The 25,749-nt window shown below is 58.8% G+C and carries 25 protein-coding genes and 1 pseudogene; 2 read left to right on the top strand and 24 right to left on the bottom strand.

Annotated elements, in window-relative coordinates; all coding sequences use genetic code 11:
- Position 1 precedes the first annotated feature (1 nt).
- The 11 genes and pseudogenes from ACKTEK_RS04475 to ACKTEK_RS04425 all read right to left on the bottom strand — a co-directional run bounded on the left by ACKTEK_RS04475 (position 2) and on the right by ACKTEK_RS04425 (position 12,988).
- Positions 2-1,432 carry an ABC transporter ATP-binding protein gene (locus tag ACKTEK_RS04475; protein WP_409164042.1) on the bottom strand — a complete coding sequence of 477 codons (1,431 nt, stop codon included), beginning with the start codon at positions 1,430-1,432 and terminating at the stop codon, positions 2-4.
- Entirely contained in the window at positions 1,422-2,222 is an 801-nt protein-coding gene (locus ACKTEK_RS04470) for an ABC transporter permease (RefSeq protein WP_409164041.1), read from the bottom strand. Before ACKTEK_RS04470 ends, ACKTEK_RS04475 begins: the two co-directional genes overlap by 11 nt.
- 15 nt (positions 2,223-2,237) lie before the next feature.
- Positions 2,238-3,198 (bottom strand): annotated as a pseudogene (locus ACKTEK_RS04465) (UDP-glucuronic acid decarboxylase family protein).
- Positions 3,199-3,702: 504 nt separating this feature from the next.
- Positions 3,703-4,041: a GtrA family protein gene (locus tag ACKTEK_RS04460; protein WP_409164040.1), complete on the bottom strand. Its 339-nt coding sequence runs from the start codon at positions 4,039-4,041 to the stop codon at positions 3,703-3,705.
- A gap of 39 nt (positions 4,042-4,080) precedes the next feature.
- Positions 4,081-5,148, bottom strand: coding sequence for a glycosyltransferase (locus ACKTEK_RS04455; protein WP_409164039.1), 1,068 nt, complete (start codon positions 5,146-5,148; stop codon positions 4,081-4,083).
- Between the two features lie 19 nt (positions 5,149-5,167).
- On the bottom strand, positions 5,168-6,532 hold the full coding sequence (locus ACKTEK_RS04450; protein WP_409164038.1) for a DUF2142 domain-containing protein: 1,365 nt from the start codon (positions 6,530-6,532) through the stop codon (positions 5,168-5,170).
- Between the two features lies 1 nt (position 6,533).
- Positions 6,534-7,760, bottom strand: coding sequence for a glycosyltransferase (locus ACKTEK_RS04445; protein WP_409164037.1), 1,227 nt, complete (start codon positions 7,758-7,760; stop codon positions 6,534-6,536).
- On the bottom strand, positions 7,748-10,342 hold the full coding sequence (locus tag ACKTEK_RS04440) for a glycosyltransferase (protein ID WP_409164036.1): 2,595 nt from the start codon (positions 10,340-10,342) through the stop codon (positions 7,748-7,750). The genes ACKTEK_RS04445 and ACKTEK_RS04440 overlap by 13 nt, the downstream gene beginning before the upstream one ends.
- A gap of 188 nt (positions 10,343-10,530) precedes the next feature.
- Positions 10,531-11,496, bottom strand: coding sequence for a rhamnan synthesis F family protein (locus ACKTEK_RS04435; RefSeq protein WP_409164035.1), 966 nt, complete (start codon positions 11,494-11,496; stop codon positions 10,531-10,533).
- Between the two features lie 168 nt (positions 11,497-11,664).
- On the bottom strand, positions 11,665-12,489 hold the full coding sequence (locus ACKTEK_RS04430) for a Rad52/Rad22 family DNA repair protein (RefSeq protein ID WP_409164034.1): 825 nt from the start codon (positions 12,487-12,489) through the stop codon (positions 11,665-11,667).
- Between the two features lies 1 nt (position 12,490).
- The gene (locus ACKTEK_RS04425; RefSeq protein WP_409164033.1) at positions 12,491-12,988 is read right to left on the bottom strand and encodes a siphovirus Gp157 family protein; all 498 of its coding nucleotides are present in this window, start codon (positions 12,986-12,988) and stop codon (positions 12,491-12,493) included.
- 95 nt (positions 12,989-13,083) lie between these two features.
- Here ACKTEK_RS04425 and ACKTEK_RS04420 point away from each other — a divergent pair, with 95 nt between their 5' ends.
- Positions 13,084-13,317, top strand: a complete 234-nt coding sequence (locus ACKTEK_RS04420) for a helix-turn-helix transcriptional regulator (RefSeq protein WP_409164032.1) — start codon at positions 13,084-13,086, stop codon at positions 13,315-13,317.
- Here ACKTEK_RS04420 and ACKTEK_RS04415 read toward each other — a convergent pair.
- The 8 genes from ACKTEK_RS04415 to ACKTEK_RS04380 form a co-directional block, all read right to left on the bottom strand.
- Entirely contained in the window at positions 13,295-13,813 is a 519-nt protein-coding gene (locus tag ACKTEK_RS04415) for a DUF5681 domain-containing protein (protein WP_409164031.1), read from the bottom strand. The genes ACKTEK_RS04420 and ACKTEK_RS04415 overlap by 23 nt on opposite strands.
- Positions 13,814-14,289: 476 nt before the next feature.
- Positions 14,290-15,168, bottom strand: coding sequence for an oxaloacetate decarboxylase (locus tag ACKTEK_RS04410; protein ID WP_409164030.1), 879 nt, complete (start codon positions 15,166-15,168; stop codon positions 14,290-14,292).
- A gap of 7 nt (positions 15,169-15,175) precedes the next feature.
- Positions 15,176-16,450 (bottom strand): TRAP transporter large permease, encoded by a 1,275-nt coding sequence (locus tag ACKTEK_RS04405; protein ID WP_409164029.1) that lies wholly within the window; start codon positions 16,448-16,450, stop codon positions 15,176-15,178.
- The gene (locus ACKTEK_RS04400; RefSeq protein ID WP_409164028.1) at positions 16,447-16,947 is read right to left on the bottom strand and encodes a TRAP transporter small permease; all 501 of its coding nucleotides are present in this window, start codon (positions 16,945-16,947) and stop codon (positions 16,447-16,449) included. The genes ACKTEK_RS04405 and ACKTEK_RS04400 overlap by 4 nt, the downstream gene beginning before the upstream one ends.
- The gene (locus ACKTEK_RS04395; protein ID WP_409164027.1) at positions 16,944-17,579 is read right to left on the bottom strand and encodes a LysE family translocator; all 636 of its coding nucleotides are present in this window, start codon (positions 17,577-17,579) and stop codon (positions 16,944-16,946) included. Before ACKTEK_RS04395 ends, ACKTEK_RS04400 begins: the two co-directional genes overlap by 4 nt.
- Before the next feature lie 25 nt (positions 17,580-17,604).
- Positions 17,605-18,597: a TRAP transporter substrate-binding protein DctP gene (gene dctP / locus ACKTEK_RS04390; RefSeq protein WP_409164026.1), complete on the bottom strand. Its 993-nt coding sequence runs from the start codon at positions 18,595-18,597 to the stop codon at positions 17,605-17,607.
- A 110-nt stretch (positions 18,598-18,707) separates the two neighbouring features.
- Entirely contained in the window at positions 18,708-19,574 is an 867-nt protein-coding gene (locus ACKTEK_RS04385) for a transglutaminase N-terminal domain-containing protein (RefSeq protein WP_409164025.1), read from the bottom strand.
- A 28-nt stretch (positions 19,575-19,602) separates the two neighbouring features.
- Positions 19,603-20,280, bottom strand: a complete 678-nt coding sequence (locus ACKTEK_RS04380) for a 5-formyltetrahydrofolate cyclo-ligase (RefSeq protein WP_409164024.1) — start codon at positions 20,278-20,280, stop codon at positions 19,603-19,605.
- A 283-nt stretch (positions 20,281-20,563) separates the two neighbouring features.
- Here ACKTEK_RS04380 and ACKTEK_RS04375 point away from each other — a divergent pair, with 283 nt between their 5' ends.
- On the top strand, positions 20,564-21,472 hold the full coding sequence (locus tag ACKTEK_RS04375) for a transglutaminase-like domain-containing protein (RefSeq protein WP_409164023.1): 909 nt from the start codon (positions 20,564-20,566) through the stop codon (positions 21,470-21,472).
- Here ACKTEK_RS04375 and ACKTEK_RS04370 read toward each other — a convergent pair.
- Genes ACKTEK_RS04370 through ACKTEK_RS04350 form a run of 5 tightly spaced genes read right to left on the bottom strand, consistent with a single transcriptional unit; the run spans position 21,469 to position 25,747 of the window.
- Positions 21,469-21,948, bottom strand: a complete 480-nt coding sequence (locus ACKTEK_RS04370) for a methyltransferase family protein (protein WP_409164022.1) — start codon at positions 21,946-21,948, stop codon at positions 21,469-21,471. The genes ACKTEK_RS04375 and ACKTEK_RS04370 overlap by 4 nt on opposite strands.
- Positions 21,949-21,989: 41 nt before the next feature.
- Entirely contained in the window at positions 21,990-23,255 is a 1,266-nt protein-coding gene (locus ACKTEK_RS04365) for a SulP family inorganic anion transporter (protein ID WP_409164021.1), read from the bottom strand.
- A 27-nt stretch (positions 23,256-23,282) separates the two neighbouring features.
- A complete protein-coding gene (arsN2, locus tag ACKTEK_RS04360; protein WP_409164020.1) occupies positions 23,283-24,110 on the bottom strand; it encodes an arsenic resistance N-acetyltransferase ArsN2 in 828 nt (275 codons plus the stop codon).
- A 30-nt stretch (positions 24,111-24,140) separates the two neighbouring features.
- Entirely contained in the window at positions 24,141-25,196 is a 1,056-nt protein-coding gene (arsB, locus tag ACKTEK_RS04355; RefSeq protein ID WP_409164019.1) for an ACR3 family arsenite efflux transporter, read from the bottom strand.
- The gene (locus tag ACKTEK_RS04350) at positions 25,196-25,747 is read right to left on the bottom strand and encodes an arsenate reductase ArsC (RefSeq protein WP_409164018.1); all 552 of its coding nucleotides are present in this window, start codon (positions 25,745-25,747) and stop codon (positions 25,196-25,198) included. The genes arsB and ACKTEK_RS04350 overlap by 1 nt, the downstream gene beginning before the upstream one ends.
- Positions 25,748-25,749: the final 2 nt, after the last annotated feature.

Here is a 25,749-nt window from a genome sequence, read left to right as displayed (position 1 = left end):
ATCATTTATAATCAGCGCCCACTCGGCGCAGTAAAAGATGCGGTTCAATATCAAATATCCCCACTGCTAGTGTGTCTTCCATTGGCTGGACACGGAACATAAGAACGTCGAGCAGACGATGTACGAAATCGGTTTCACCACCTCTCGTGCCCATAACGCCAACATCCATGGCGTAAGTTCCAGGAAGGAATCGGCATGCAAAGCGAAAGGTAACTGCGACCTGATCGCCGCGGCTCATGTCAGGGCGGGGCACCGTTGTGGCCGTAGCGTTGTTTGCGCCCGCCAATTGCATACCGGTTAGCGCCTTGACTTGCATCCCGAAAAGGCAGTTAGTTGTGGTCTCCTCGAATTCGACGACATAGCTCACCTGATAAGCGCCGCCTGAGCACAATACATTCACCCGCCTCCCATCGGTAGTGGTGATCTGAACATCACGTATGCGCGCGCCCTTGCTTTCGTATTCCACACGGCTGTCGGATTTCAGGTTGGGATCATACCAGCTGCCGTCGTTCACCTGCATCCGGCCATCCGTTTCGGTGGGCCCGGGCAAGGCAGTTGCGTTGGTCCCCGCATCCCCTTCGCCGGCCACCTCGGCATTATTCGCAGGGGGAGCCGACGCCCAGCCGTCCATTGCCTTGATTTCATCGCGGATAGAACCGGCTTCCTCATCCGACAGGTTGATGAAGCGCTGATACTGATTGACCACCGTTTTCGGTCGGCCTTCAAGGATCTTTTCGCCACGGTCCAGCAGTATCGCATGGTCGCACAGCTGTAAGATGGTCTGCGCACCATGGGAGACGAAGAGAATGGTGCCGCCATTCGCCCTTATGTCCTCGATGCGCGCGAAGCACTTGCGCTGAAACGCCTCGTCCCCCACAGCCAGAGCTTCGTCGACTACAAGTATATCCGGATCGACATTGATCGCGACAGCGAAAGCCAGACGCACATACATGCCAGAGGAGAAAGTCTTCACTGGCTGATCGATGAATATGCCAATGTCTGCAAAGCGGGCGATGTCGTCGAAACGCTCGTCGGTTTCCTCGCGTGACATGCCGAGGATCGCCGCGTTCATGTATACATTCTCCCGGCCGGTGAATTCCGGGTTGAAGCCGGCGCCCAGTTCCAGAAGCGCTGCAATGCGCCCGTTTACCTCAACCGTTCCAGACGTCGGCTGCAATGTTCCGCAGACGATTTGCAGGAGTGTTGACTTGCCGCAACCATTGCGCCCGATGATGCCGACCGTCTCACCGCGCTTTATTTCGAATGAAATATTCTGAAGCGCGGCAAAATCCTGAAAATAGCGCTTCAGCTCTATTCCCATCGCGCGTTGCAACCGCGGCACGACCATCTGTTTGAGACGGTCTTCGGGACGCTCGAACATCAGATAATGCTTCGAGACGCCGCGCACGCTGATGGCGATATCAGAGGACATCGGCAAACCCCTTGCGTGTCTTCTGGAACCACAGGTAACCGAGCCCGGCGATGGCAGCTGCTATTAGGGTGTACAGCCCGAGCGCCGAGAAGTCAGGCGGCTTTCCGAAAATCAGCACCTCGCGGGACAGCGTCACAGGCAGGGCTGCAGGATTCATCATCAACCAGGGCTGCAGCCAGGCAGGCAACGCGGAAATCGGGTAGAACACCGGCGACAGGAACAACAACGCCGTGACGACGGTGCCCACGAATTGACCGATGTCGCGAACGAAGGTGCCGATGGATGCGAGGAACCAGGAAAGACCGAGTATCAGCAAGCAGAATGGTGCGATGACGAGCGGCAGCAGCAGCGCAGTCCAGGGAATTCCGTGGATCTTCTGAATGAAAACAAGCAGGATGGCGTAGCTGACCGCAGCGTGGAACAGCGCCGAGCCCAGAGCGACGGGGATCAGCACTTCAAGCGGGAAGACGACCTTCTTGACGTAGTTCTGGTTCGACAGAATGAGCCCCGGCGCACGCCCGATCACCTCCGCGAAAAGCTGAAAACTGATCAGTCCTGAAAACAGGATGACCGCGAACTCCGCGACAGACGCGTCTTCGCTGGCCCCGGCCCATCGCGCCTTGAAAATTGTCCCGAACACGAAGGTGTAGACAGCGAGCATCAGCAACGGCGTGAGCAGCGACCACAAGATGCCGAGCAGCGAACCGCGGTAACGCCCGATAACCTCGCGGCGGATCATAGGCAGGGCAAGTGCCCAACGGTTCGCTCCCTGCTTTGAGAACGCTTTCATAAATGCCTTTCCGCCCTAAGCCTTTTGCATATCATTTTTCAAGAGCCGGTCGAAATGGTCGATCGTCTTCACGAGACCGTCGCGGAGCGCGACAGCCGGCTCCCAATCGAGCATAGACTTTGCAAGCGCTATGTCGGGGCGGCGTTGTTTGGGATCGTCCTGCGGCAGCGGCATGTTGACGATCTTCGACTTCGAACCCGTCATCTCGATGACGAGATCGGCCAGCTGGCGCATGGTGAACTCGCCCGGATTGCCGAGATTGACCGGCCCGGTGACGTCGCTGCCGGTATTCATCATCCGCATCATCCCGTCGATCAGGTCGTCGACATAGCAGAAGGCGCGCGTCTGGCTGCCGTCGCCGAACAAGGTGATGTCCTCGCCGCGCAGCACCTGAACGATGAAGGTGGACACGACGCGTCCGTCATTGGGATGCATGCGCGGGCCGTAGGTGTTGAAGATGCGCACGCGCCTTGATCTCCAGACCGTGCTGGCGGCGGTAATCGAAAAACAGGGTTTCCGGGCAACGCTTTCCCTCGTCGTAGCAGGCGCGGACACCGGCCGTGCTGACGTAGCTTTCCGGCTGCGGCTGAACGGCCGGATCGCCGTAGATCTCGGACGTGGACGCCTGCAGCACCCGCGCCTTCACCCGTTTCGCCAGGCCCAGCATGTTGATTGCACCATGCACGCTCGTCTTGGTGGTCTGGACAGGATCGCACTGGTAATGGATCGGAGACGCCGGGCACGCCAGATTGTAGATCTGGCCGACCTCCACATAGAGCGGGAAGGTCACGTCATGGCGGATCAATTCGAAATACGGGTTGTTCAGCCGATGAGCGATGTTGTCCTTGTTGCCGCTGTAAAATTTATCGACGCACAGGACATCGCAGCCGGCGGCAAGCAGCCTCTCGCACAGGTGCGATCCGAGAAAGCCAGCGCCCCCGGTCACCATCACTCTCTGCCGGTTCGAGATACACATATTCAAACCACCTCAATGTCATTGCTTCGGATACGAGCCGGAAAGGCGCATTCGCACGCCCCCCCCCACTAACGCCGTTCATTCGGAAATGGAATACGGGTGGCGCGATATAGACAGTCTCGTATCAAGCTGAATCTTGGCGATTCACGGTGCGCTTCTGGGACAGACTACAAATGCAGCCCCCGCGCAAACTATGGGAAAACCTCGTGGTCACGCCGAAGCTTCTGGTCGGGCTGACAGCGGTCTTAATCCTCAGTTTCTTCGTCAATCAGCTGATCCTGACAAGGATATTGCTTATCTGCTTCCTCTTTTAACCGCACATCATTTGACCAATAGCACAAATCAAATTCACCCGCGTGAAGCCGCGTAACTTCGAGAACGTCCATTGAGAGGTGCTGTGCTGTACGAGCAAGGTGGCCGATATAGATTCGATGATTTGCTCAGAAAATTATTTCACTGTTTCAAAACAATCGCCTTTCTGATCCGTCACAAGCCTTTTTCAAGCTACCGCTGCCTGAATACCCAGAATCGAGAAACCGTGAACCCGATTACAGCTATTACCGGCAGTGAAATTAATTTGCCTATCATTGGAGATGCCAGCGTGTGTTCAAACGTCGCCACGATCAAAACCGTGACGAGATAATTGAGAACCACGAGAATCAAGTACTTCCAAAGATGTCTGTAGGCTATGCCTAACGAGAAGGTATACTTTGAATGGAGAGAAAAATTGACAATAACGCTTAGCGCAAAGGCGATGGTCGTGGCCACCAGATAATTGATCCCAGCCAGCAAGAGTATCTGCATCACAGCAATGTCGAGCAGCGCACTGATGACTCCGATCATGACATAGATCGCAAATTGGGAAGCCACTTCCTTCAAACGTTATGCCCTGCCATGGAGGGTTTTATGAATTGGTCGCCTTGGAACGGCACTGACGTCGTGCGATAGAAAGGCAAGCAAAAGCTGTAACCCCATGATCAATGGCATTGCGGCTAGCATGACGGTTCCGGCGGGTGTTGGCACGTCGGCGTTGGCAGACTGTATCCATTTGTACGTCCCGAAGATCACACCGAACACGAACATCGCGATACCCAACGGCAATTGGATCGAGGCAACCGAAAAATCTCGCAGGTAGTAACTGTACAATATTCTCTTGAACATGTTCCGTAAGTGCTTGAACATGAACTCCCCAACGATGTGGGATACTTTCAAGTTGCTCTCTTCATCTTTGTAGAGAGCCGTCATTGGAATATCAAAAACAACCGCACGCAGCGTGTTTATTCTAAACAGCAAATCCGTCTCAAAGAAGTATCGACGACTAATTTTTAAAAAAGGGAGCTGTTGGGCGACTTTCGCATGGATCGCCGTGTAGCCATTGGCAGGATCGAATATGTCCCAATACCCTGACGAAAGCTTAGTCATGAATGATAACATTGCGTTGCCGAACAGCCTCACCCGCGGCATTGAGCTGACGCGTTCGAGTTCGAAAAACCGGTTTCCCTTGGTATAATCAGCCTCTCCGGCCAGGATGGGATTGACAAACTGCGGAATTAGCAAGGGATCCATCTGACCATCGCCATCGATCTTGACGATAACCTGCATGCCCTCCTCAATCGCAGTGAGATAGCCGGTCAGCACCGCACCTCCGACGCCCTGATTCTTCTCATGGTAAATTACGCGGACGCGATCATCGCTGCATTTTTCTTCGACGAACTTTCCGGTTTCAAGCGGACAAGCATCGTCAACCACATAGATACGGGATACGATAGCGGGCATTTCTGAAAGTACATCAAGGATGTGTTTTCGAACCCTAAAACTGGGAACTACGACTGCGATCCGCCCATCCCTGTTGGTTAACCATAAGTCAACTCCTGAAAAAGTTCCGGGGTTCTTACCCGTCGGCCTCGCCAATAATGAAACAGCAGCAGTTTCGCGCAGAATTCCATCCAAACCGAGTTGAATAATGCGGCTATATCCAGAAACGCAAAAACACGACAAGTATCGTCTGCGTCAGGAAAATTGTTGCAATGAAAAAGACCCCTGGAGCGATCTTTGGCGCAAAACGCGGCCGGCCGAAACGCGGCATCAAGGCGATGAGGATGAAGGGCAAGATTGGTAGGAAATATCGCCCCTGCACACCATCCACATACGAGCCCCCCACCCCTACCGATCGAGATGTCCAGATCGCGTACGTCGCGCCCATAAAACCAACTACACTGAGAACGGAAGCCGCGACGAAGGCAGCCCTCATGGTCAACGGTGTGTGATACCTGTTGCAAACCGCTTCAACCAAAAAGATCGCAATGGTGGAAACTGTTATCAGGACAACGATTGGCAAGCTGAAATTAGTATCGAGCGAACCAAGCACACCGAAAGCGGACACAGCGTAAAAATCGCCGAATCTTTCCAGACTGCTTATGATCGTTTGAGCGAAGGCGAGCGGGTGGGATGCCGCGTAAAGAACCTGTTCCTTCACAACATCGCCTTCTGCCCCGCCAACCGAATGGAATTGCGGATTCAGCAGGGCACCAACGATGACCGACAGGGCCATACAAGCCACACAACGCGCGGTCGCTCCGACCCTCCTCCAGTTCAACAGAAGAACAACCGGGAGCGCGAGAGGCAGATAGACCACCTTACCGTTCGCCAACAACAAGAGGCAAAGGCATATAATCGAGACCCAAAAACGGTCGTCGCCAGAAGGCGCGTAGGTGCGTCGCAAAAAGACCGCCAATAGTAGAAGGCCCGGCACCAGTGTCAAAGCGTCATAATGCACCGCCGCGGCCACATGAAGGCTCACCGGAGTGAGCGCAAGAAAAGCTATGGAGACGCGAAAGGCTGGCGTAAGAAGAAGCACAAGGCAGACGCCGCCAACGTAGAATAACAGGTTTCCCAAACGCCCGAAATAAAGTGCGGCCGGATAATTGAACAAGGGGCTGCCGAGATAGAGAAGACGACCGACCGCCACTCCGGTCAATGACGGTGCGTACATCAGAGGGGAAATGTTCTGGCCGCTATACTTATGGTGAACTCGCGGCTCCGTTACGATGCGATTGAGGTGTGAGTCTTCATACCAAACTTTGTAGGAGTAGCGCTCCATCGCGTTTCCGTTGAGGTACCGATGCGAGTCGACCCAAGCAAGAAGGCTCTTCGGCACGAGAGTTTTGTCAGTTTTTCCTCCCAGCCATAACGTCATGGTCTTCGTGAAATGCGAATCTTCATCAGGTGGCTGGATCGGTGGCACAAAGAAGACAAGAAGCGTCCCGAAAAACAGAGCGATAGCAGCAAAACGCGAAACTATCGGATATCCTGGTCGAGGATCGATGGATCCCATGTCAAGCAGCCCCCTGGATCACCTTGCGCAACAATCCCGCCAGTTCGGCAGCTTGATCGTCCAGCGTTACGATCCGTTCCTTGTGGGGCATTTCACAATACGGGGCTCTTCTGATCGCTTCGGCCATCGCTTGCGCCAGATCGGCAGACGATGGGGGGAACGACAGGATCTGGCCGTTTTCTCCATCAACGATATCCTCCGCCAGCCCTCCAGCGTCGCTGGCAATGACCCAGATATCACGAATTGAGGCCTCTCTTGCCGTCAAGCCGAACGACTCCCGACAGTTCGAGGGCATGAGCAGCGCATCGAAACCAGCAAAAGTCTCGTCAATCGTCCTCTGGCTGTAGGGCTGAACCACTTCGATGGGCGCCCCTTTTGACGACGCCAGGAATTCGTTCTTCCAACTTGCGCCTACAAGTGAACCTGCATCGACCGCACGGATTAGGAATAGATCGGCTAGGTCCTCATCCAACTCGCGGGAGGCTTCCACGATTTGGTTCCAGCCCTTTAGATGGCCAGGGCCGCCTACATAACCGAAGACAAACGGCTCGTGTTCTGACTTTCGTTTTCCACCAAACTGTGTTGGTGGGAGCACGCCATTCTTGTTGACAACGAGCTTGGCGTGGTCAAACCCATTGTCCTGAAGGAAACGACGCATAAACTCGCTCGGCGTCAGAATAAGCGCCGCCTTGTGGATCTGATTGTACAGATAGTCTAGGCGGCGTTTCATCACTGCGCGTTCGCCCATACAGCGCGAGACGCACACATCGAGATCAATCGCCTTCTGTCCACAATATTGGCCGGATACATCAACCATGAACTGACGATCGCAATTCCACCAGTGATCATGGACGGTTACCACAAATGGAATTGATCGCGAACTCAAGAGGTCGAAAAAGGCGGCTCCAATGTACTGAATGCAATGAACGTGAACTATATCTGGTTGGCAGTATTCAACAACGCGATCGAACTCGCTCTTTAGCTCATCATTCCGGTACTTACGCTGATAGGTATAATCAGAACTTACTCCGATGTTGAATGTTTCCACACCAAAGCTGGTGGTGTGGCGAACCACACTGTTGCAAGGCAAATGTCCCAGCCTAAGTGACGCGGCAAAAACCATGAAATCGTAGTCCTGGCAAAGACGGCGCGCCATCTCCTCTGCAACTATCGTAGCGCCCCCGAAGGAAAAAGGCTCGAAATGGACGTTCACAATCAGGAGGCGCAATTAACCGCTCCGAAATGCCTGAGCAAGGTTGCATCAAGGTTGCCACACATTAGATCAGCCGAGAAATTTGTTTCAACGTAATCTCTCGCGTGTTTGCCTACTTCTCTAAGCAGTTTCCGGTCGGACAGCAGAACTCCAAGTCTTTCGCTCCATTGATCATTATTTACCAAAAAGCCGGTCTCGCCTTCGCGAATAATATCAACAAAATCCCCCACGGCCGATGCCGCCACTGGCTTGCCCACTGCTGCGGCATCCAAGAACCGAACGACGCTCTTGTTTCTATTGAAAATATCATCGCGAAGAGGAATGAGCACTAGATCGCATTTCGCAACGCGCTCAAGATAGTGGTTGTAGTCGAGATAGGGATATTGTTCGACGCGGTCGCCAATAAATTGAAATTCTCCAATTTCCCCAAGGTAGCCACCTACTAGCAAATGCACCGAGGGGTTGGCTTGCATCAACGCGAATAGTGAGGGACGCAGTACGTCAAAATCGGCATTGTGAGCCAAGGATCCTGAAAAGTAACCGATAACGATTTTTTTGCCATTGTCGTTTCGCCGTTCGATTAGCTTTCTGCCTTTCTTGAGCGTCGCGGCGTCCACGCCATTTCGCCAGAGAAAGACCTTATCGTGCTTTAATCCTACGGTATCTATCAACAGATCGACCAATGCCGGTGTGCTACCAATGCAAAAATCACAGGCGCGGATCGCTTGTCGAAAGTTCACAGCATCTCGCAGTTGACCGTCGCGGATGAAAGAGTCCAGTTGCGCCAAGCTAGCGTTCGCTCCCAACGTCTTTTCATCGAAGACGGGATCATCGACATCATACCCAAAGGGAATACCTAATCTGCGTGCTTCGTCGAGATGCAGTTGAAATAGTTCATGATTCGGTAGCCGATATGCAATCACTGCCGAGGCATACTGTATCGCATTGATACTATTATAAAGATCTCCTGGTTCACAAGATACAGCCTCGACCCCGAAAGATCGCAATGCATCAATTTTTTGGCGCACTCTGTAGTGATGACACTGAGGCAGCTGTGTTTCGCTGAGTATAACGACGCGTGCGACACTGGGTTTTGCGTGGGGCCGGTTGAATAGGTTTTCCAAACCTAGAAATCTCCGGCGTTCATCAAGCAAATCCGAGGGTCCCGGGCGCAAAAATCTGCCGTTAAGACCTTCATCCTGAAGTCTGATTAGACGACTTAAAAAGCCGCGGACTCCTTCCCTCACAAGAACTGTCTTGGCTACTACGACCGCGCGGCGGAAGCCAAGCAATCGAATCCGTTGAATGACCGCGTTTGCAAGGTCAACCAATTTCAACGGAGCTCGGGTGAGCATTGAAAGCGTATGGATTGGAATTTCCAACCGAAATGCTTTCCGGCCGGAGCGCCTGATCGCTCTTAGAGGCAAGGTAATTCGCCAACTCGTCGATGATCGGTAGGCATGGTGCAAAGAACGTACATTTTCGGAATGAGACATTATTTCGGCCGAGAGCTTCTCTTCGTGACGGCTTTGAAGAGAGTGAATTTTGTCGGCGCATTCCCCCTTCACCCGCTCGACCTCTGCTTGAGCCTCGTCCCGCCCCGCTGCAATTTCCGCCCGTTCCGCCTGGGCTCTTTCCCGTTCCGCCCTTTCCGCAGCAAGCGCCTCGGAGAATAGATCCACCGCCTGGGTGAACTGAAGGTTGACTGCGTCGAGTTCAGCCGTCGCCTTCGCGGGATCCGATCTAATAGTTTCGAAGGCGCGCCAGACGCGGTGCATCCATTGACCGCCTGAGGGAATGCTGCTGATCTCCTCGGAAGTGAACAGGTGATGGCGATGTTCCTTGGAGAGAAAGGCGTCAATCTCGTCCATGGCCGCCTCCGCCCCGACCGGCCAGGCGATATCCGACGCGGTTATCAGGGGGCCAAGGGCCGCACGCCAATAGTCGAGCAAGTTCTCGTAAAAGACGACGCTTCGCCTGTGCGTCCGGCTCGCGGCTTCGGCGTCGAGCACGTGGCGCAGCCAGTAGAGCCAGCCCTGGGCGCCCTTGATCTCGTTGCGGGCGCTCAGCGATGCGGCGACGGCGAGCGGGTTGCGCAACATCAGGATGGGGTGGACCGCAACCCCCATCGCCGCGAGGATCTCGAAATAGAGCCCGGGAAAGCGGCAGATGCGCGGATCCTTGATTACGAAGAGCGAGGCGTCGCCATACTCTTCCTCTATGGTCCGACGGATTTCGGCCTTGAAGCCGTCGAGGCTCTCTCGCGAGAGGCTGCTTTCGAGATCGAGATCGCGCCAGTCGTCCCAGGAACTGCCGGCTTCATTCAGCATCCGGTCGTGCAGGGAAACCAGCTTCTGCGGCTCCCAATGGCCAGTAGCGTTGCTCGAGTCGGCGCCAAGAAGATTCTCTGGCAAAACTGCGCCCATCAAGCTGAGGACACGGGTCAACGCACTCGTTCCCGATCTGTGCATACCGAGGACAAGCAGACAGGTTCGTTTCTGCGCTTCTGGTTTCGCGACGGGACGAGCTTGACCCTCCGGGCGCTTAGTTACGCTCCCTTCAGGTTTGCCTTGTTCCTTTTTCTCGCCGGCAGCCAATTAAATTCCTGCGTTTCTGATTCGTGGCCAAGTTATAAAACTTCCCGGACAAGTGCCTGCAAATGGTTTGCAATCATGTCCTGAACTGCCTTTTTTTTCGGGCAAGGTTCTTCATACGATTCTGATTGCTAGTGCATCAGCAACATCGGGTCCACAACCGCTAAGTATTTCACGTGTAGTACCAGACCTTACCGGGCCTTCAGCCATAGGTCGCTGTATCTGCGGATCGGCTTGGGCAAACCGTAGTAGAACTCCGTGATTGCCGGCACCCATTTTGCCAGGAATGCGGCTGCCGGGACCGGCTCGGCCACAAACGGACTACCCCCCACTGCGGTCTTCTCCAAACGCACATCGATCAGGCTCTGATCGCTCTTATCACGAAACTCTTCCAGCCGGTCAATCGGGAATGCGGTGTATCCCCGCTTCGCGCCGACAAGCGTAAAAAGGCGCTCGTAGGCGTGCGCGGCAGTGCCGTCGAGCTGTGCCTGCTCGGGAGGAAACATCTCTTGCGTCTCGGGCGTTAGCAGTCCTGAAATGGCCTGCGGGCGAAACCAGAACATTGAGCCTGCTGCCATCCACCCCTCACGGATTGCACCGGCGGGTAATTTGATAGACAAGGCATTCAAGATTTCACGCATCAAGGGCTTGTTCGCACCGACGCGATAGCCCAGACGAAGCATCATTCCTTCGGCAGGAATCATTCCCACATGTGGATTTGCCTGCATCGCTCGCATCACTTCATCCACGGTTTCACGCTTACCCACAAGCGATCCTATCATCGCCCTGCCCCACTCCGCGCCATCTTGGCGGTGGGTGGATTTCTTGGTGTGCAGCTTCAGTCCAATGTCGAAGGGCTGGGACATCTCGAGAGCCTCTAAGAAAGGCAATATATCTCGCCCTCTGTTTTCAACCTCATGGACCGCGAAGTTCTGCAAATTGTCTGATCTGGGTGGCGTGACTTGCGCAGCAGCCTGAGTGGTTGTCACCACAAGGTCGAAGGGCGTCTGCACATTGTCCGAGATTGTCGATGCTATGTAGTCCCAAACATCAAGGTAATGCACATGCACGAATATGCAGAGCTTGGGCCGCGAGAAAGAACCTACTGGTTCCTCCCCTTGGCTTTGCAGGTCTGGCTCTGTTGTCGAGCTCGACATATCTGCTCCACTTAGGACTTTCTTAGACCATCGGCAAAACAGCCAAACCGCCCGATGACTAGCTTTCCGCGCATGAATTTACCAGGCTCACGATGCTCAGGATCAAGGCAAACCGCAAACACAGGTACGCATCGACCTTCATCGCTCGATAACGCTTCTTGCTCAATGTCAAACCATCCGATCGGCGCGCTGGCTTTCATGCCATAACCGTTTCGCCTCAACCAGCGGGTCCAGGTTTCGGGTTTCCCACCACTGCCGCTCGCCTCCTGAATTGTGCAATTCACTGTGGTGCGTCCGGCACAGCGGAACGGTGAAATTGTCTCCAGCCTTCATACCCATCGCCCGTGGTTGCGCAAAATTGAGATGATGCGGGTCGCTTGGGCTCGCACCGCACACAAGGCATGGTTGAGCGCGCACATAATGCAGGTGTGACTTCGATCGAATACGCTGAAGTTTGGTGGGCTGCCGAGGCTGCTGGGACTGTGAGTTGACTGTATGCGTGGTGGCCACTTTAGTTGTCAGCCGGGTCGCGCTCGTGTTGCGTGGATTATCGCCGGGCTTGTCTACAATCGATCGGTGGGACGCATCGTCTGCCCTCAGATCCAAGCCGAAGGCCCTGCCGAAGGTTGCAAGCGCTCGCTTCGTGGCATCTGTCTCAGCACCCTTCAGAGCAATTTCATGTGCTTCAGCGAGGGTTCCTCCTCGCCCCTCGCCAATGCCATAGCCATCACGGACCACAATTCCGCTGGAAACGATGACGCGGACACGTACCGAATAGACTGCAAAAGGTTCCTGCGTCCCGTTTGATGAACGAATACAATTTGCTTCGATCGTCTCTCTGGACCAGGAGCCGGAGCCAAATATCTTGTTGGCTAGGCTAATCGCGTAGTGGCCTTCAAGATAGGCAAGGTCCTTGCCGCGCACCTTGCGTGTTCGAATAGCGGCTTTGGGCGGCCGTCGGTTCAATTGTCTCAGCTGCTTGTCAGTAAACATGTTAGCGGACCCTCACGCTCAAAGACGGCTCGCCATTCGAGAGCGTGGCGCCTGCCACCGTCCCGCCTCGTTTCAGCTCGCTCGAGAGCCGACCCCTATTGAGCTTGGGCGCTTGTGGATCGAAAAACTCTCCAGGGATTGCGGCTTCATCTTTCACCACAAGAGATTTGGAGCCCGCTCGAAGGGATGCAGTGAAGTCGGCCGCGTTGATTGACGAGATATCCGCCTCAAGCATGGCATTGCGGACCGCTTCGCGCTTCTTGCGAGCGCGCGCTTGGATGCGTGAGAGGCGGTCTTGCGCGTCAGAGATGCGGCCTTTCAATGCATCGCAAATCGCTTCATCATCAAGGGCTTGACGCACGACCGCTTCGAGAACCTCGTGAAGGCTCGTCAAACCTTCGAGCGTGTTTTCCAACGTCAGGGCGTCAAGCTCGGGGTGAGCTTCGATGAGAAGCTCACGTAAGCGCTCATAATGAGCCAGGGACGGTTTGATATGCATGGGACGCCTCCATCAACGAAAAAGATATCATTAATACCATTTATGATATTTTTGATATCGTCAAGGGATACGGACGTTTGATCTCGCCGAGGCAGATGAAGGCGGCACGAGCGCTGCTGGGATGGACTCAAAGCGACCTAGCCGACGAAGCCGGCCTCGGCGTGGTGACAATCCGGAGAATTGAAGCTTCCGGTGATACGTCGAATACCGGCATCCGCACGCTTGAATTGATCATTCAAGCGTTCAATCGTCACAACGTGAAATTCGTATCAACCAATTCAAAAGAAGGCGTCGAATTACTCATTGTTAGTTCATCGCCTGACCTTTGATCGAGACCCTCCCGTTCAAATAATCTAACTCAATATCGTCCGGATGGGGATCGATGTTTGGCAGTTTGATGCCTGCGCGCTCTCGGCGTCGGATTTCCGCTTCCCATTCCTGTTTGTATTTCACAGCCTCTTCAAACATGGCTTGCTTGGATTGCTGCTGAACCGCTTCTGCACTCGCAACCATCTCCAAGAACAGTTTTTGAGACTTGCCATCACCCTGAGCTGCAGCGTCAGCTACAGCTCGCACAACCGACTGAGTAACCGTCCGATACTGCCATTCACCGTCAACTCGCTCCCCGACAATACGGCTGGCTTCTCGCAAGATCGCTTCTTGAAGGGAATTGGCCAACGGCTCGAGCGGCGTGCGTCGTTTCCGCGGCCGCCCCTTCGGATTGCCTGACTGACCCTTGCGAAACTGGGCGTGCTTTGGGGGCTTGCCATAACCGACAGCGTCGGTGTCACCGTTCGGTGCTCGCCCTGAACCACGACTGCTCATTTTGCCGTACCTCCTGCGCGTCAACCAATTCGCCGATTGGATTGCTAGTGGACCGATGCTAACATTCTCGGCGAGGTAAATTTACTCCGCTACGCCAGCATGGTTCTGAAATATTCCTGTAACAGCGAATAACAGGGAATCTTTCGAAATGGCCAACGGGAAGAGCGTGCTCAAACAATCAGGCCGCACTTGTCTATAATATCTATTTCCCTGTTATTCAACAGATCAGTTATTTTTCTAGAAACCGCCATTTGTATACGTCTTTTTTATGTATTGAATGCTATTTTTATTTATCCGCTCATGAACGGCTTTTTCGGATTGCCGCATTCGCGGTTTATCGCGGATCGGCTTGCAACCGCCACCTGCAACCGTCTGTTTCGATGCCCAAATTGACGCAACTGGACGCCTGCAGACTGAAGCGTGCGAGGCATGTCAGCCGGCAACATTGAAATAATTTTTGGGTATGTGGTCTTCGCTTAGTCTCGCGCGGAGCTGCGGTAGCGGGCCGACTGCTCGTAGTAATCCTCGAACCCGACGCGGCGGCGCAATTCGCCGAAGTCCATCAGCGCGGACTGGCGCAACTGGCGGTCACCGTCGCGCAGCGCGCCGAGCACACCGGTCATGGCCTGCATCGCGGCTGCCATGAGCGAGAGCGGATAGGCCGCAATGGCGAAGCCGATATCCTGCAACTCTGCCGGGGAAAGGTCCGGCGTCTCGCCGCCTTCCACGATATTGGCCATGTGCCAGGCCGGCACTTCCGCGCAGATGGTGCGCATTTCCTCGACGCTCTTCGGGGCCTCGATGAAGATGATGTCGGCGCCGATTTCCTTGAAGGTCTGCGCGCGTTCGATTGCCTCGCCCAGTCCGTGCTCGTGGCGCGCGTCGGTACGCGCGAGGATGAGGATGTCGGTGCCCTCGTTGCGCGCGTCGACGGCAGCGCGGATGCGGTCGAAGGCTTCATCGCGCCCGACGACTTCCTTGCCCTTGGTGTGGCCGCAGCGCTTGGGCGCAAGCTGGTCCTCGATCATCACCGAAGCGCAGCCGGCACGTGCGAAGCCCTCCACCGTGCGCCGAACGTTCATCGCATTGCCATAGCCGGTGTCGCCGTCGCCGATGACGGGGATGGAAATCGCGTCACAGATGTTGCGCGCCTGCTCGACAACTTCGCCGTAGGACATGAGCCCCGTATCCGGTGCGCCGATGCGCGAGGCCGATGCCGCGAAACCCGACATGAAGGTCAGCGGGAAGCCTTCCTGCTCGATCAGCAGCGCCGACAGGGCATCGAAGCAGCAGGGCATCGTCAGCAGTTCGCCCTTGTTGAGGAGCGCGCGAAGCTTGTCTGGCTGGGAGGTCATGTCGGGGTCACCACTTGAACGGGATGTAGAGCGCGAGATCGGGCCACACGTAGAGGACGACCACGGTAAACAGCATCAGCCCCAGGAATGGCAAGACGCCACGGGACACGTTGCCGAGCGTCGTTCGCGCCACCGACTGGATGACATAGAGGTTCAGGCCCACCGGCGGGGTGATGAGCGCGCACTCAACCATGATGACCATGAACACCCCGAACCAGATCGGGTCGAAGCCCATCAGCAGGGCTGCCGGCAACAGCACCGGCGTCATGATGAGCACCATCGACAGCGCCTCGAAGACGAGGCCCATGATGAGCAGCACGATCGCGACCACGATGATGAAGAGCAGCGGGGTGTCGATGTTCTGGCCGATGAACATCGAGACTTCCTGCGGGATGCGGTAGAGCGCGATGGCCTTGCCGAAGATCTTGGCACCCGCCACGATGAGCAGGATCGCGACCGTCGTCGCCATCGCCTCGAAGGCGGCTTCCTTGAAGCCTTCCCATGTCAGCGTGCGCAGGATCAGCCCGGTGATGATGAGGGCTGCGGCAAAGCCGATGGCAGCGGCCTCCGTCGGGGTGAATGCGCCGCCATACAGACCGGCGATGATGAGCGCTGACAGCGCGAAGGGTGCGAGCGCGCGGCGCGAGGCCTTCCAGCGATGGTCCCAGGTCGCCTTGGGGATCGCCTCCTGCCCGCCGATGAAGCGAGCGTGGATCATCGAGAACACGATGAAGAACGCGACCAGCATCAGCCCCGGACCAATCCCGGCGAGGAACAGCGCGATCACCGATTCCTCGGTCACGAAGCCGTAGACGATCATCGGGATCGACGGCGGGATGAGAATGCCGAGCGTGCCGCCGGCTGCCAGCAACCCGTAGACGAAGCGCTTTTCATAGCCGCGCGAGATCATTTCGGGGATCGCCACGGTACCGATGGTGGCCGCCGTCGCGACAGAGCTGCCGGAGATCGCCGCGAAGATGCCGCAGGAAATGATGGTTGCAACCGCGAGCCCGCCGGGCCAGTGGCCGACCCATGCCTGCACGGCCTCGTAGAGGTCGCGCCCCACCCCGCCCTTCAGCAGGATGTTGGACATCAACAGGAACAGCGGCACGGCGAGCAGGATGAACCCGTCGAGTGTCGACAGCAGCGCCTGCGGGGCCATGAGCGGCGAGAAGCCGCCAAAGATCAGCATGCCGAGGCCAAGGCCGCCGAGCGCGAACGCCACGGGGATGCCGGCCAGCAGCAGCGTGAACAGGACGATCAGGATCAGCGCGATGGTCACTCGTTTGGCACCTTGTCGGCTGGAATGAAGTCACCGCGCAGCAAACGGACGGACTCGACGAGCGACTGGACGAAAAGCACCGCAAAGCCGAAGGGGACGGACAGTTCCGCCACCCAGGACGGCAGGTTGAGCAGGCTGCCGGTCGTGCGGCCGCGCTCGAAGCTGTCGTAGAAGATGTCGAAGCCCTTCCATACGACGATGGCCGAGAACAGCGCGACCGCGACCATGGCGAAGAGTTCCAGCGCGCGCTGAGGACCGTGGCCGAGCAGCGAGGTGATTGCCGTCACGCGGATGTGCCGGCGGTTCGACAGCGCCCAACCCATCGCGATGAGCGAGCCCCAGATGAGGCAGAGCTGTGAAAGTTCGGCAGCCCAGATCGTCGGCTTGGTGAAGAAGTAGCGGGCCACAACCTCGTAGGTCAGCATCACGCCGGCCAGCGTGAACAGCGCGGCGGCGCCCCATGCAAGAGCCAGGGAAAATCGGCTGAAGGCAATCACGTGCGCAAGCTCCTGACTCCGTCGGCGAGAAGCGTTGCGCCGAGCGCCCCGAATACGGCACCGAACAGCGCTTCGAACCAGCGGGCCGCCCGCGCATAGGCCCGCGTCGCCAGCCCGGATGAAAACAGCAGCGCATAGGCACCGTAGACCGCAAGCGCCGACAGCGAACCGACCGGTGCGAAAGCCAGCACCTGCAGCGGATCAAGCCCATGACCGAACAGGAATGCGGCGACGGCTGCCCACATCAGCGCAGCCTTTGGGTTGGTCAGCACGACCAGCGCGCCGCGGCGCCATGCACCGATATCCGACATTTGGCCGGATTGGGCCTTCAACGTGCCCTGCCCGCCGCGAACGGCAGCGCGCAGGGCCTTGATGGAGAGAAACAGCAGGTACCCGCCGCCGAGCAGTTTCATGGCGACGAGTAGACCGGGGAACGCGGAAATGAGCGCGCCGAGGCCGAAGGCGACCGCCGTGACCCAGACGAGCACGCCGGATGCCACGCCGAGGACAACGAACAGGGCGGCACGCCTGCCCTGCCCCAGACCAGCGGCTGCGACGGCCACAAGGTTGGGTCCCGGCGCGGCTTGCGCCGCGACGGTTCCAAGCCATGCGGCCAGAAAGGCCTCGAACACGCTCCGCCCCCCGGGTACGCGCCGATTACATGCTGTTGGCGGCGTCGAGGATCTTGGTGCCGAGTTCGCCGGCGGATTCCTTGTAGCCGTCGTAGACCGGAGCAGCGGCTTCCTTCCAGGCGGCGATTTCTTCTTCGCTCGGCTCGTACACCGTCATGCCGTTTTCCTTGGCGGCGGCATAGGCTTCCTGCTCGATCTCGGTCATGCGGTCGCGCACGTTGTTCTCGGCAACGACAGCCGCCTCGCTGATGACCTTCTGGTGTTCCTCGGCAAGGCCGTTCCACCAGTCGGTGTTGACGACGACGATGAACTCGATGTCGGCGTGGTTGGTCACGGTGATGGTGTCCATGACTTCCCAGAGCTTGCGGGACTTCACGCCCGAGACGCCGGTCATGCCGATGTCGACGGTGCCGCGCTGGTAGGCGAGATACTGTTCGGAGCCGGAAATGAGCGTCGGCGCGCCGCCGGTCGCGGTGACGAAGTCACCCAGCGTCTTGCCGAACACGCGGGCCTTCTTGCCCTTCATGTCTTCCGGCGACTTCAGCGGGCCGCCATTGGAAAGCAGCACGGCGCCGCCATAGGCCTGCCACCACAGCACGGTCGCGCCGGTGTCCTTGATGGCCTCGTCGATGGGACTGCGAACGGGCGAACCCGGCGACACGGCCGCGCGCACCTTCTCCTCGGTGTTGAAGAGGAACGGCATGTAGAAGACGTCGACCGCCGGGATGTCGCCGACATAACGGGTCAGCGACGCGACACCGGCCTCGATGGCACCGGAGCCGACGGCGGCGGGCACTTCCTTGTCCTTGTAGAGCTGGGCTGAGTCGTAGATCTCGACGTCGATTGCGCCGTTGGACTTGTCTTCGACTTCCTTCTCGAACAGAGCGAGGTTCTGGCCGAGGTGGCTCTTCAGCGGCAATTGCAGCGAAATGCGCATGGTGACGTCGGCGGCGGACGCCGAACCGACGCCGAGCGAGACGGCAAGCGCAGCGGCGCTGATGATGGATGCAAACTTCATGGATCTTCCCTCCCACGTTTTTTGTTGTGGGCGAAGATTGCAATGCCGGTCACATCACGTCAACGCGCTAAACGCCTCTTGAACAGGCACTTTTTTGCTGCGCCGCACCCTTAGTCATCGTCAACGCGGCTGACGGTGACTGCCACGTGCATGTCGGAGAAGCTTTCCGTCTTGCTGTGGAAGGTCCCGGTGATGGGGGAAGCCTGCTCGGGGGTGCGCGTGGTGGCGACTCGGATCAGCGCGGCACCGCCGGTGATGCGGTTGGTGGGATCGAATTCCACCCAGCCGATCTCGGGCAGGAACACATCGGCCCAGGCGTGGGTCGCACCGCCACCTTCGAGGCCTTCGTCGCTCGCCTCGTCGTAGAGGTAGCCTGTGACGAAGCGCGCGGCGAAGCCGAAGTTGCGCACCGCCTCCATGAAGAAGAACGCGTAGTCGCGGCAAGTCCCGCCACCGTTTTCGATGGTCTGGGCAACCGTCTGCGTGCCCAGTTCGTCGCGGCGCGAATATTCGAAGTTCTGGTTGATGGCGCGGCTCAGCGCCTGCATGAAGCCGACGGCTTCCTTGGGCCTGTCGGCGAAATGCTCGTTCAGCCAGCCTTCCAGTTGTTCGCGTTCGATGGGGTTGCCTAGCCCCATGAAGGGCGCAAGGTCGGCCACGTCATCGGGCGAATAGGCGACGGGCAGCACGATCGGGTCGCGGTCGCCGAACAGGATCGCGTCCTGCGGGTAGCGGTGGATCAGCAGGTCGGACTGGATCGTCAGCTTGTCGGCTTCCTGCTCGAACTGGGCAACAGCGACCGAGTTGCCGAAGGTGTCGAAGTGCCAGGCGAGCTTTGCGGGGGGCGACAGCGTCAGATACGATTCGATGACGCGCAGGTCGTGCCCGTCGCGCGGGCGCAACATCAGGCGGTGCGTGCCGAATTCGACCGGACCGGTGTAGGTGTATTCGGTGAAATGACGGATGCGAAGTTTCATGGCGGTGTGCCAATCCTGAAGCGACTTTTCAGTCGGATTTTGCTGGGCGGTTGATGCCGTTTTCCGTGACGACGACATCCAGTGCGATGTCGTGCGGCAAGGGATAGATGGTTTCGATCCGGGCAGCGGCGTAACCCACGCCGACCACGCGCGGCCGCTCGGTGAGCGATGCCAGCGTCCGGTCGAAATAGCCACCACCGTAGCCCAGCCGAAAACAGCCGGCATCGAATCCCACGACAGGCGCGAGAACGATATCCGGCTGGACCTCATGAACGTCCCTGGGCACCGGAATGTTCCAAAAGCCTTTTTCCAATGATTCACCGGGCGCCCAGGAATGGAAGTGCAACGGCGTGTTCCGCTCCACGACGACAGGCAGCGCGCATGCGCCGCCGGACGCGATGACGTGCGCCATGAGCGGGCGCAAGTCCGGTTCGCCCTTCAACGGCCAGTAGAAGCTGATGGTTTTGCCCGAGACATCGCCGAACTCGGCTTCCAGGTTCTCCGCAATGCGACCGGCAAGCTCCCGGCGGTGTTCGGCGGTGCCTTCAAGCCGCTGATCGAGCAGCCGCTTTCGCTCGCCCTTGCGCCAACGCATGACGTCGGCGCGCTGCTGCGGATCGACAATGTGGAACGAGCCGTCGGCGGATTGTTCCAGTTCGTGTGCAAAACACGGTGCCGAACCCGGCTGGTCGTCTTCACTCGTCATTTGTCTATTCCTCAACAATGCGGACGTCGCGTGCCAGTATAAGCCTTGTGCGCTCGACCCGGCCCGAAGAGAGCGAAAAGTGCTTACCGGACCGTGTTCATCGCCAGAGCGGCCGCAATCGGGTATGGTTGCCTGAAAGCCCCGCTTTCCTTGCGATCAGAGCTCGGCAAGCGGGAACGAAGCGGCGCTGCGCGCGTTGTCCGAGCCGCGTCTCCCCGCCCCCGTTTCATGTTGCACGGGCCAGACCAACGGCACCCTGCACCTCAGCCCAGAAGGTACTTCCTTGCATATCAGGATCGGCTACGAAATCGAGATCTCCTGCGAGGCCGCCATTCCCATGTTGCTGGCGATGTCCACCCACACCGAGTTCGCCGGGCGGATCATCGGGTCCGACAACGTGCGCACCTCGCGCGACCAGACCGTCGAGCAATATATCGACCTGTATGGCAACAAGATTTCGCGCATCGTGGCCCAGCCGGGCGTCACCACTGTGTGGTCGGACTGCGTCGCCGAAGTCGATGGCGAACCGGACCACGTTCCCTGGAACGCGGTTCAGCACGCAGTCGAGGACCTGCCGCCTGAAACCCTGCGCTACCTCGTCGCCAGCCGGTACTGCGATTCAGACGAACTGATCAATTTCGCGTGGCAGCAGTTCGGTCACCTGACGAATGGCTGCGCCCGCGTCATGGCCATTTGCGACTTCGTGCACAACAACACGACGTTCGGCTACAAGTTCGCGCGCACGACCAAGACCGCGACCGACGTGCTCGGCGAGAAGACCGGCGTCTGCCGTGACTTCGCGCACCTCTCGGTGGCGCTGTGCCGCGCGATGAACATTCCCGCGCGCTACGCCAGCGGCTATCTCGGCGACATCGGCGTTCCGGACACTGGGTTCGACGATTTCTGCGCCTGGTTCGAGGTCTATATCGGCGGCCAGTGGCACACGTTCGACGCGCGCTACAACACGCCGCGCATCGGGCGCGTTCTCATGGTTCGCGGAGCCGATGCAGCCGATGTCGCGATGATGACCTCGTTCGGCAACTACAGGATGAACTCGTTCCGGGTCTGGTCGGAGGAATTGCCCGATGGCCAGAGCGATGCCGACCTGCTCGCGATGCTGGAACACCGGCACGTCGGGCGGCCGCAGCCGATCCCCGTGCCGACCTTCGTGATGGGCGCGACGGCGCGCTAGATCCAGCGGCGGACGCGGGACTTGTAGTCGCGGTAGGCGTCCCCGAATTCGCGCTCCAGCATGGCTTCTTCATCAAGTATGACAAAGCTCGTCACCGCCCACATGAAGGCAGGCACTGCGAGCAGGCCGGGCAACGTGCCGAGCCAGAGCGCGACGCCGAAGAGAATGAGCGCGAAGCCGAGATAGATCGGGTTTCGGGAAAAGCGCAGCATCCCCTCCGTCACCAGCACCTTCGCGGTCTGGAACGGGTGGACCGGCGTGCGGGCGCGAAAGAAGCGGATGACCACGTCGGCCATCAGCGCAAGGCCAAGACACACCTCGAAAAAGCCGATTGCGCGCAGCCAGTCCGGCAACACGTTTGCCTGCGGCAGCAGCTTCCAGCACAGCACGACGGCGATGAGCGCCAGCGCGAACCAGCCGGGAGGCGGCATCCGCTTGACGGCCATTTCCTTCCACTTGTGCGGGTCGCGGTACATGTTGTGGGCGTGGTCCCTTGTGAGAGCGGCGACACGAAAGCCTATCTCTCCGGTGGCGTCCAGTCGCTTTCCTCCGGCTGCGTCCTGGCAAGCCGCAACGCAAGGCCGAGCGCCACACCGATCCCGATGGCGACCGTCAGGTCGACCACCACGGTGAGGACGAGGGTCAGCACCAGCAGCACCTTGTCGCCCAGGGCCCCGCGCGCGTATTCGCCCCACTTGTGCGGCTCGCTCATGTTCCACGCGGTGATGAGCAGCAGCGCCGCCAGCGCAGGCATGGCGAGATACCCCGCGAGGGGTGCCGCCACGATCATCACCAGCGCGATGACCAGCGCGTGGATGATGCCGGCGACGGGTGTCCGGCCCCCTGCCCGCACGTTGGTCGCGGTGCGCGCGATGGCCCCGGTCGCGGGCAATCCGGCGAACAGTGCCGAGCCGATATTGGCCGCGCCCTGTGCCAGCAGTTCGGCGTTGGGGCGATGGTGCCCCTCGATCATCCGGTCGGCGACCATCGCAGAGAGAAGTGATTCAACGCCTGCGAGAAACGCCACGACGAAGGCCGACGGCAGCAGTTCGACGATCCGCGTGAAGGTGACATCCGGCAACTGCGGCCACGGCAGGTGGTTGGGCAGTTCGCCGAAGCGTGAGAACAGCGTGTCGACCGGCAGGCTTGCGAGCGCGACCACGGCGGAGCCGAATCCGACCGCCAGTATCAGGCCCGGAAAGCGCGGCGCGAGCCGGCGCAGCATGACAATCAGCACCAGCGTGACGAAGGAGATGGCCAATGCCGGGACGCTCAGGCTTTCGCGCGCACCCCACAGGACCGGGATCTTTTCCAGGAAGTCCGCCGGTACGCGCTCGACCGAAAGCCCGAAGAAATCCGGCAGCTGGCTGGTCGCGATGACGATGGCGATGCCGATGGTGAAGCCGTTGACAACGGCCTCCGGCACGTAGGCGATCAGGCGGCCGGCCCGGACGAAGCCGGCGACCAGCAGAATGAAACCAGCCATCAGGGTCGTCAGAACAAGCCCGTCATAGCCGTGCTCGGCGATGATGCCGAAGACGACGACGATGAATGCGCCGGTCGGTCCGCCGATCTGCACCCGACTTCCGCCGAGCAGCGAGATGAGGAATCCGGCGACGATTGCCGTCACCAGCCCCTTGCCCGGATCGGCGCCCGAGGCGATCGCGATGGCAAGGCTCAGCGGCAGCGCGACCATGGCGACCGTGGTCCCCGCCGCGAGGTCGGCGAGGAACAGTCGTCCAGAATAGTCCCGTATCGTCGTGAGCAGTTTCGGCTGGCGCATGGGTCTGACCCATAGCCGGTTTGGCCGCTACAGCGATATGATCTTGCGCATGAGTGTTGCCGACTGCGGGCATAGGTCGACAAACTGCCGGGTCTCGCTGATGGCAGCCGGTGCCTCATCGCGCGCGGCGGGCGTGAAGCCGCAAGACGCGAACGAATCCGCCGCGGTTTCCGTCAGAAGCCAGGCGGTTCGGGCACCGGCATCGAAGGCCCTGCGCAACAGCATCGCCACAGCGAGTTTGCCCAGCCCCTGCCCGCGCCGCGCCTTGTCAATCACGACGGACCGGATCAGCGCACCGCGCCCATGGCCTTCGAACCCGCCATAGCCGACATGGATGCCATCCGGCGTGGCGTAGGCGAAGAACCGCGTGCCGGTGTCGGCAAGGTCGCCGGTCGGGAGCAACTCGGCGGCGAGCGCTTCGGCAAGGCCGGTTTCGCCGGAGGCAATTTCGCGGTCGATGACCAGAGGACTGCCATCGGTGCGCGTCAGGTTCGCCGGAATGTCTCTGGTCACGAGATCGAACACCCGCTCAGCCGGACGGCACAGGGCGACGCCCTGCTCCGTCTGCACGAAGGGCCGGTTGAGCAGGATCGGATGTTTCTCGATGGCATCGAGCAGGTCCTCGTCGCCAAGCGCTGCGTCGTCGAGGCCAAGTTCTTCGAACGGCGTGCCCTTGCGTCGCATGGCATCCCTCAGCGCCATTCCAGACGCCGCGACCACGCGGGCGATCTCCGCACGCGGCGGCGGCGTCTCGCGGTACAGCACAACGTCGGGTTCCTCGCCCGACTCGCGCAGGATATGCAGCACGTTGCGCGAGGTGCCGCAGTCCGGGTTGTGCCAGATGACAGGGCGCAATGGATCGACCTTTCGAGACCCGGAACGCCGCTAGCGGGCGAACCAGTGCTGGGTGCGGTTGGCGAAGGCGACCAGTGACAGCATGACCGGCACTTCCACCAGAACGCCGACCACGGTGGCCAGCGCGGCACCGGAATTCAACCCGAAGAGGCTGATGGCAACGGCCACGGCCAGTTCGAAGAAGTTCGAGGTTCCGATGAGTGCGCAAGGTGCCGCCACCTTGAAGGGAACCTTCAGCCCCCAGGCCGCCGCGTAGCCCACCGCGAAGATCCCGTAGGACTGCACGATCAACGGTATGGCGATAAGCAGGATCACCAGAGGCTGGCCGAGGATTACCTGTCCCTGGAAGCCGAACAGCAGGATGACGGTGGCAAGCAGCCCGACGATCGACCACGGCTTCAGCATTGCGGTGAAGCTGTCGACAGCCTCCTTGCCGCCGCGCGCCATCAGGCGGTTTCGCGTGAAGATGCCAGCGATCAGCGGCACCACGACATAGAGCAGGACGGACAGGATCAGGGTTTCCCACGGCACCGCGATATCGGTCACGCCGAGCAGCACGGCGACGATGGGTGCATAGGCAAACACCATGATGAGGTCGTTCACGCTGACCTGCACCAGCGTGTAGTTGGCATCGCCGCGGGTGAGTTGCGACCACACAAAGACCATCGCCGTGCACGGCGCGGCACCGAGCAGGATCAGGCCCGCAATGTAGCTGTCGGCATCTGCCGGCGGGATCCACTGGGCAAACAGGCCCTTGAAGAAGATCACACCCAGGAAAGCCATGGTGAAGGGCTTCACCAGCCAGTTGACCACCAGCGTCACGAGCAGGCCGCGCGGCTGGCGGCGCACTTCGTGCAGGCTGGAAAGGTCCACCGCGATCATCATCGGGTAGACCATCGCCCAGATCAGCACGGCGACGACGAGGTTCACCTTGGCGACCTCGAGACCGGCCAGAACTTCGAACAGGCCCGGCAGGAACTGGCCAAGCGCCACGCCAATGGCGATGCACAGCGCCACCCACATGGTCAGGTTGCGCTCGAAGAATGAAATGCCGCCCTGCGGGGCGTCTGCAATCGTGTCGCTCATCAGGCGGCGCTCCCGCTTTCGTTTTGGGCAACGACGCCATCGTCCATCGCGCCAATGGTTTCCAGTTGCCGCTTCAGCGTCATCGCGTCGATGCTGGACATGGGCAGGTTGAGGAAGATGGAGATGCGGTTGAACATCATCCGGTAGGTTTCGGCGAAGGCGAGACGTTTCTCGGCCTCGGTGCCTTCGGCTGCCGCCGGGTCCGGCACGCCCCAGTGCGCGGTCATCGGCTGGCCAGGCCAATAGGGGCATGTCTCGCCGGCAGCGTTGTCACAGACCGTGAAGACGAAATCGAGCTCCGGTGCATCCTCGCCGGCGAACTCGTCCCAGCTCTTGGAGCGCAGGCCGGACACGTCGTGACCGGACTTCTTCAGCAGATCGAGCGCGAAGGGATGCGGCGCGTCCTTGGGCTGGGAACCAGCGGAGTAGGAATTGAAGCGGCCGAGCCCCTCACGCGCGAGGATCGCCTCGGCGATGATGGAGCGGGCCGAGTTGCCCGTACAAAGAAACAGCACGTTCTTCTTGTCTTCAGACGTCTTTTGTTGGGACATCG

The organism is Tepidamorphus sp. 3E244 (assembly GCF_046159835.1).
GTDB lineage: Bacteria > Pseudomonadota > Alphaproteobacteria > Rhizobiales > Tepidamorphaceae > JACKJK01.
The sequence above is the reverse complement of the archived record's forward strand: the minus strand, read 5'-3'. Positions and strand labels throughout refer to the sequence as shown.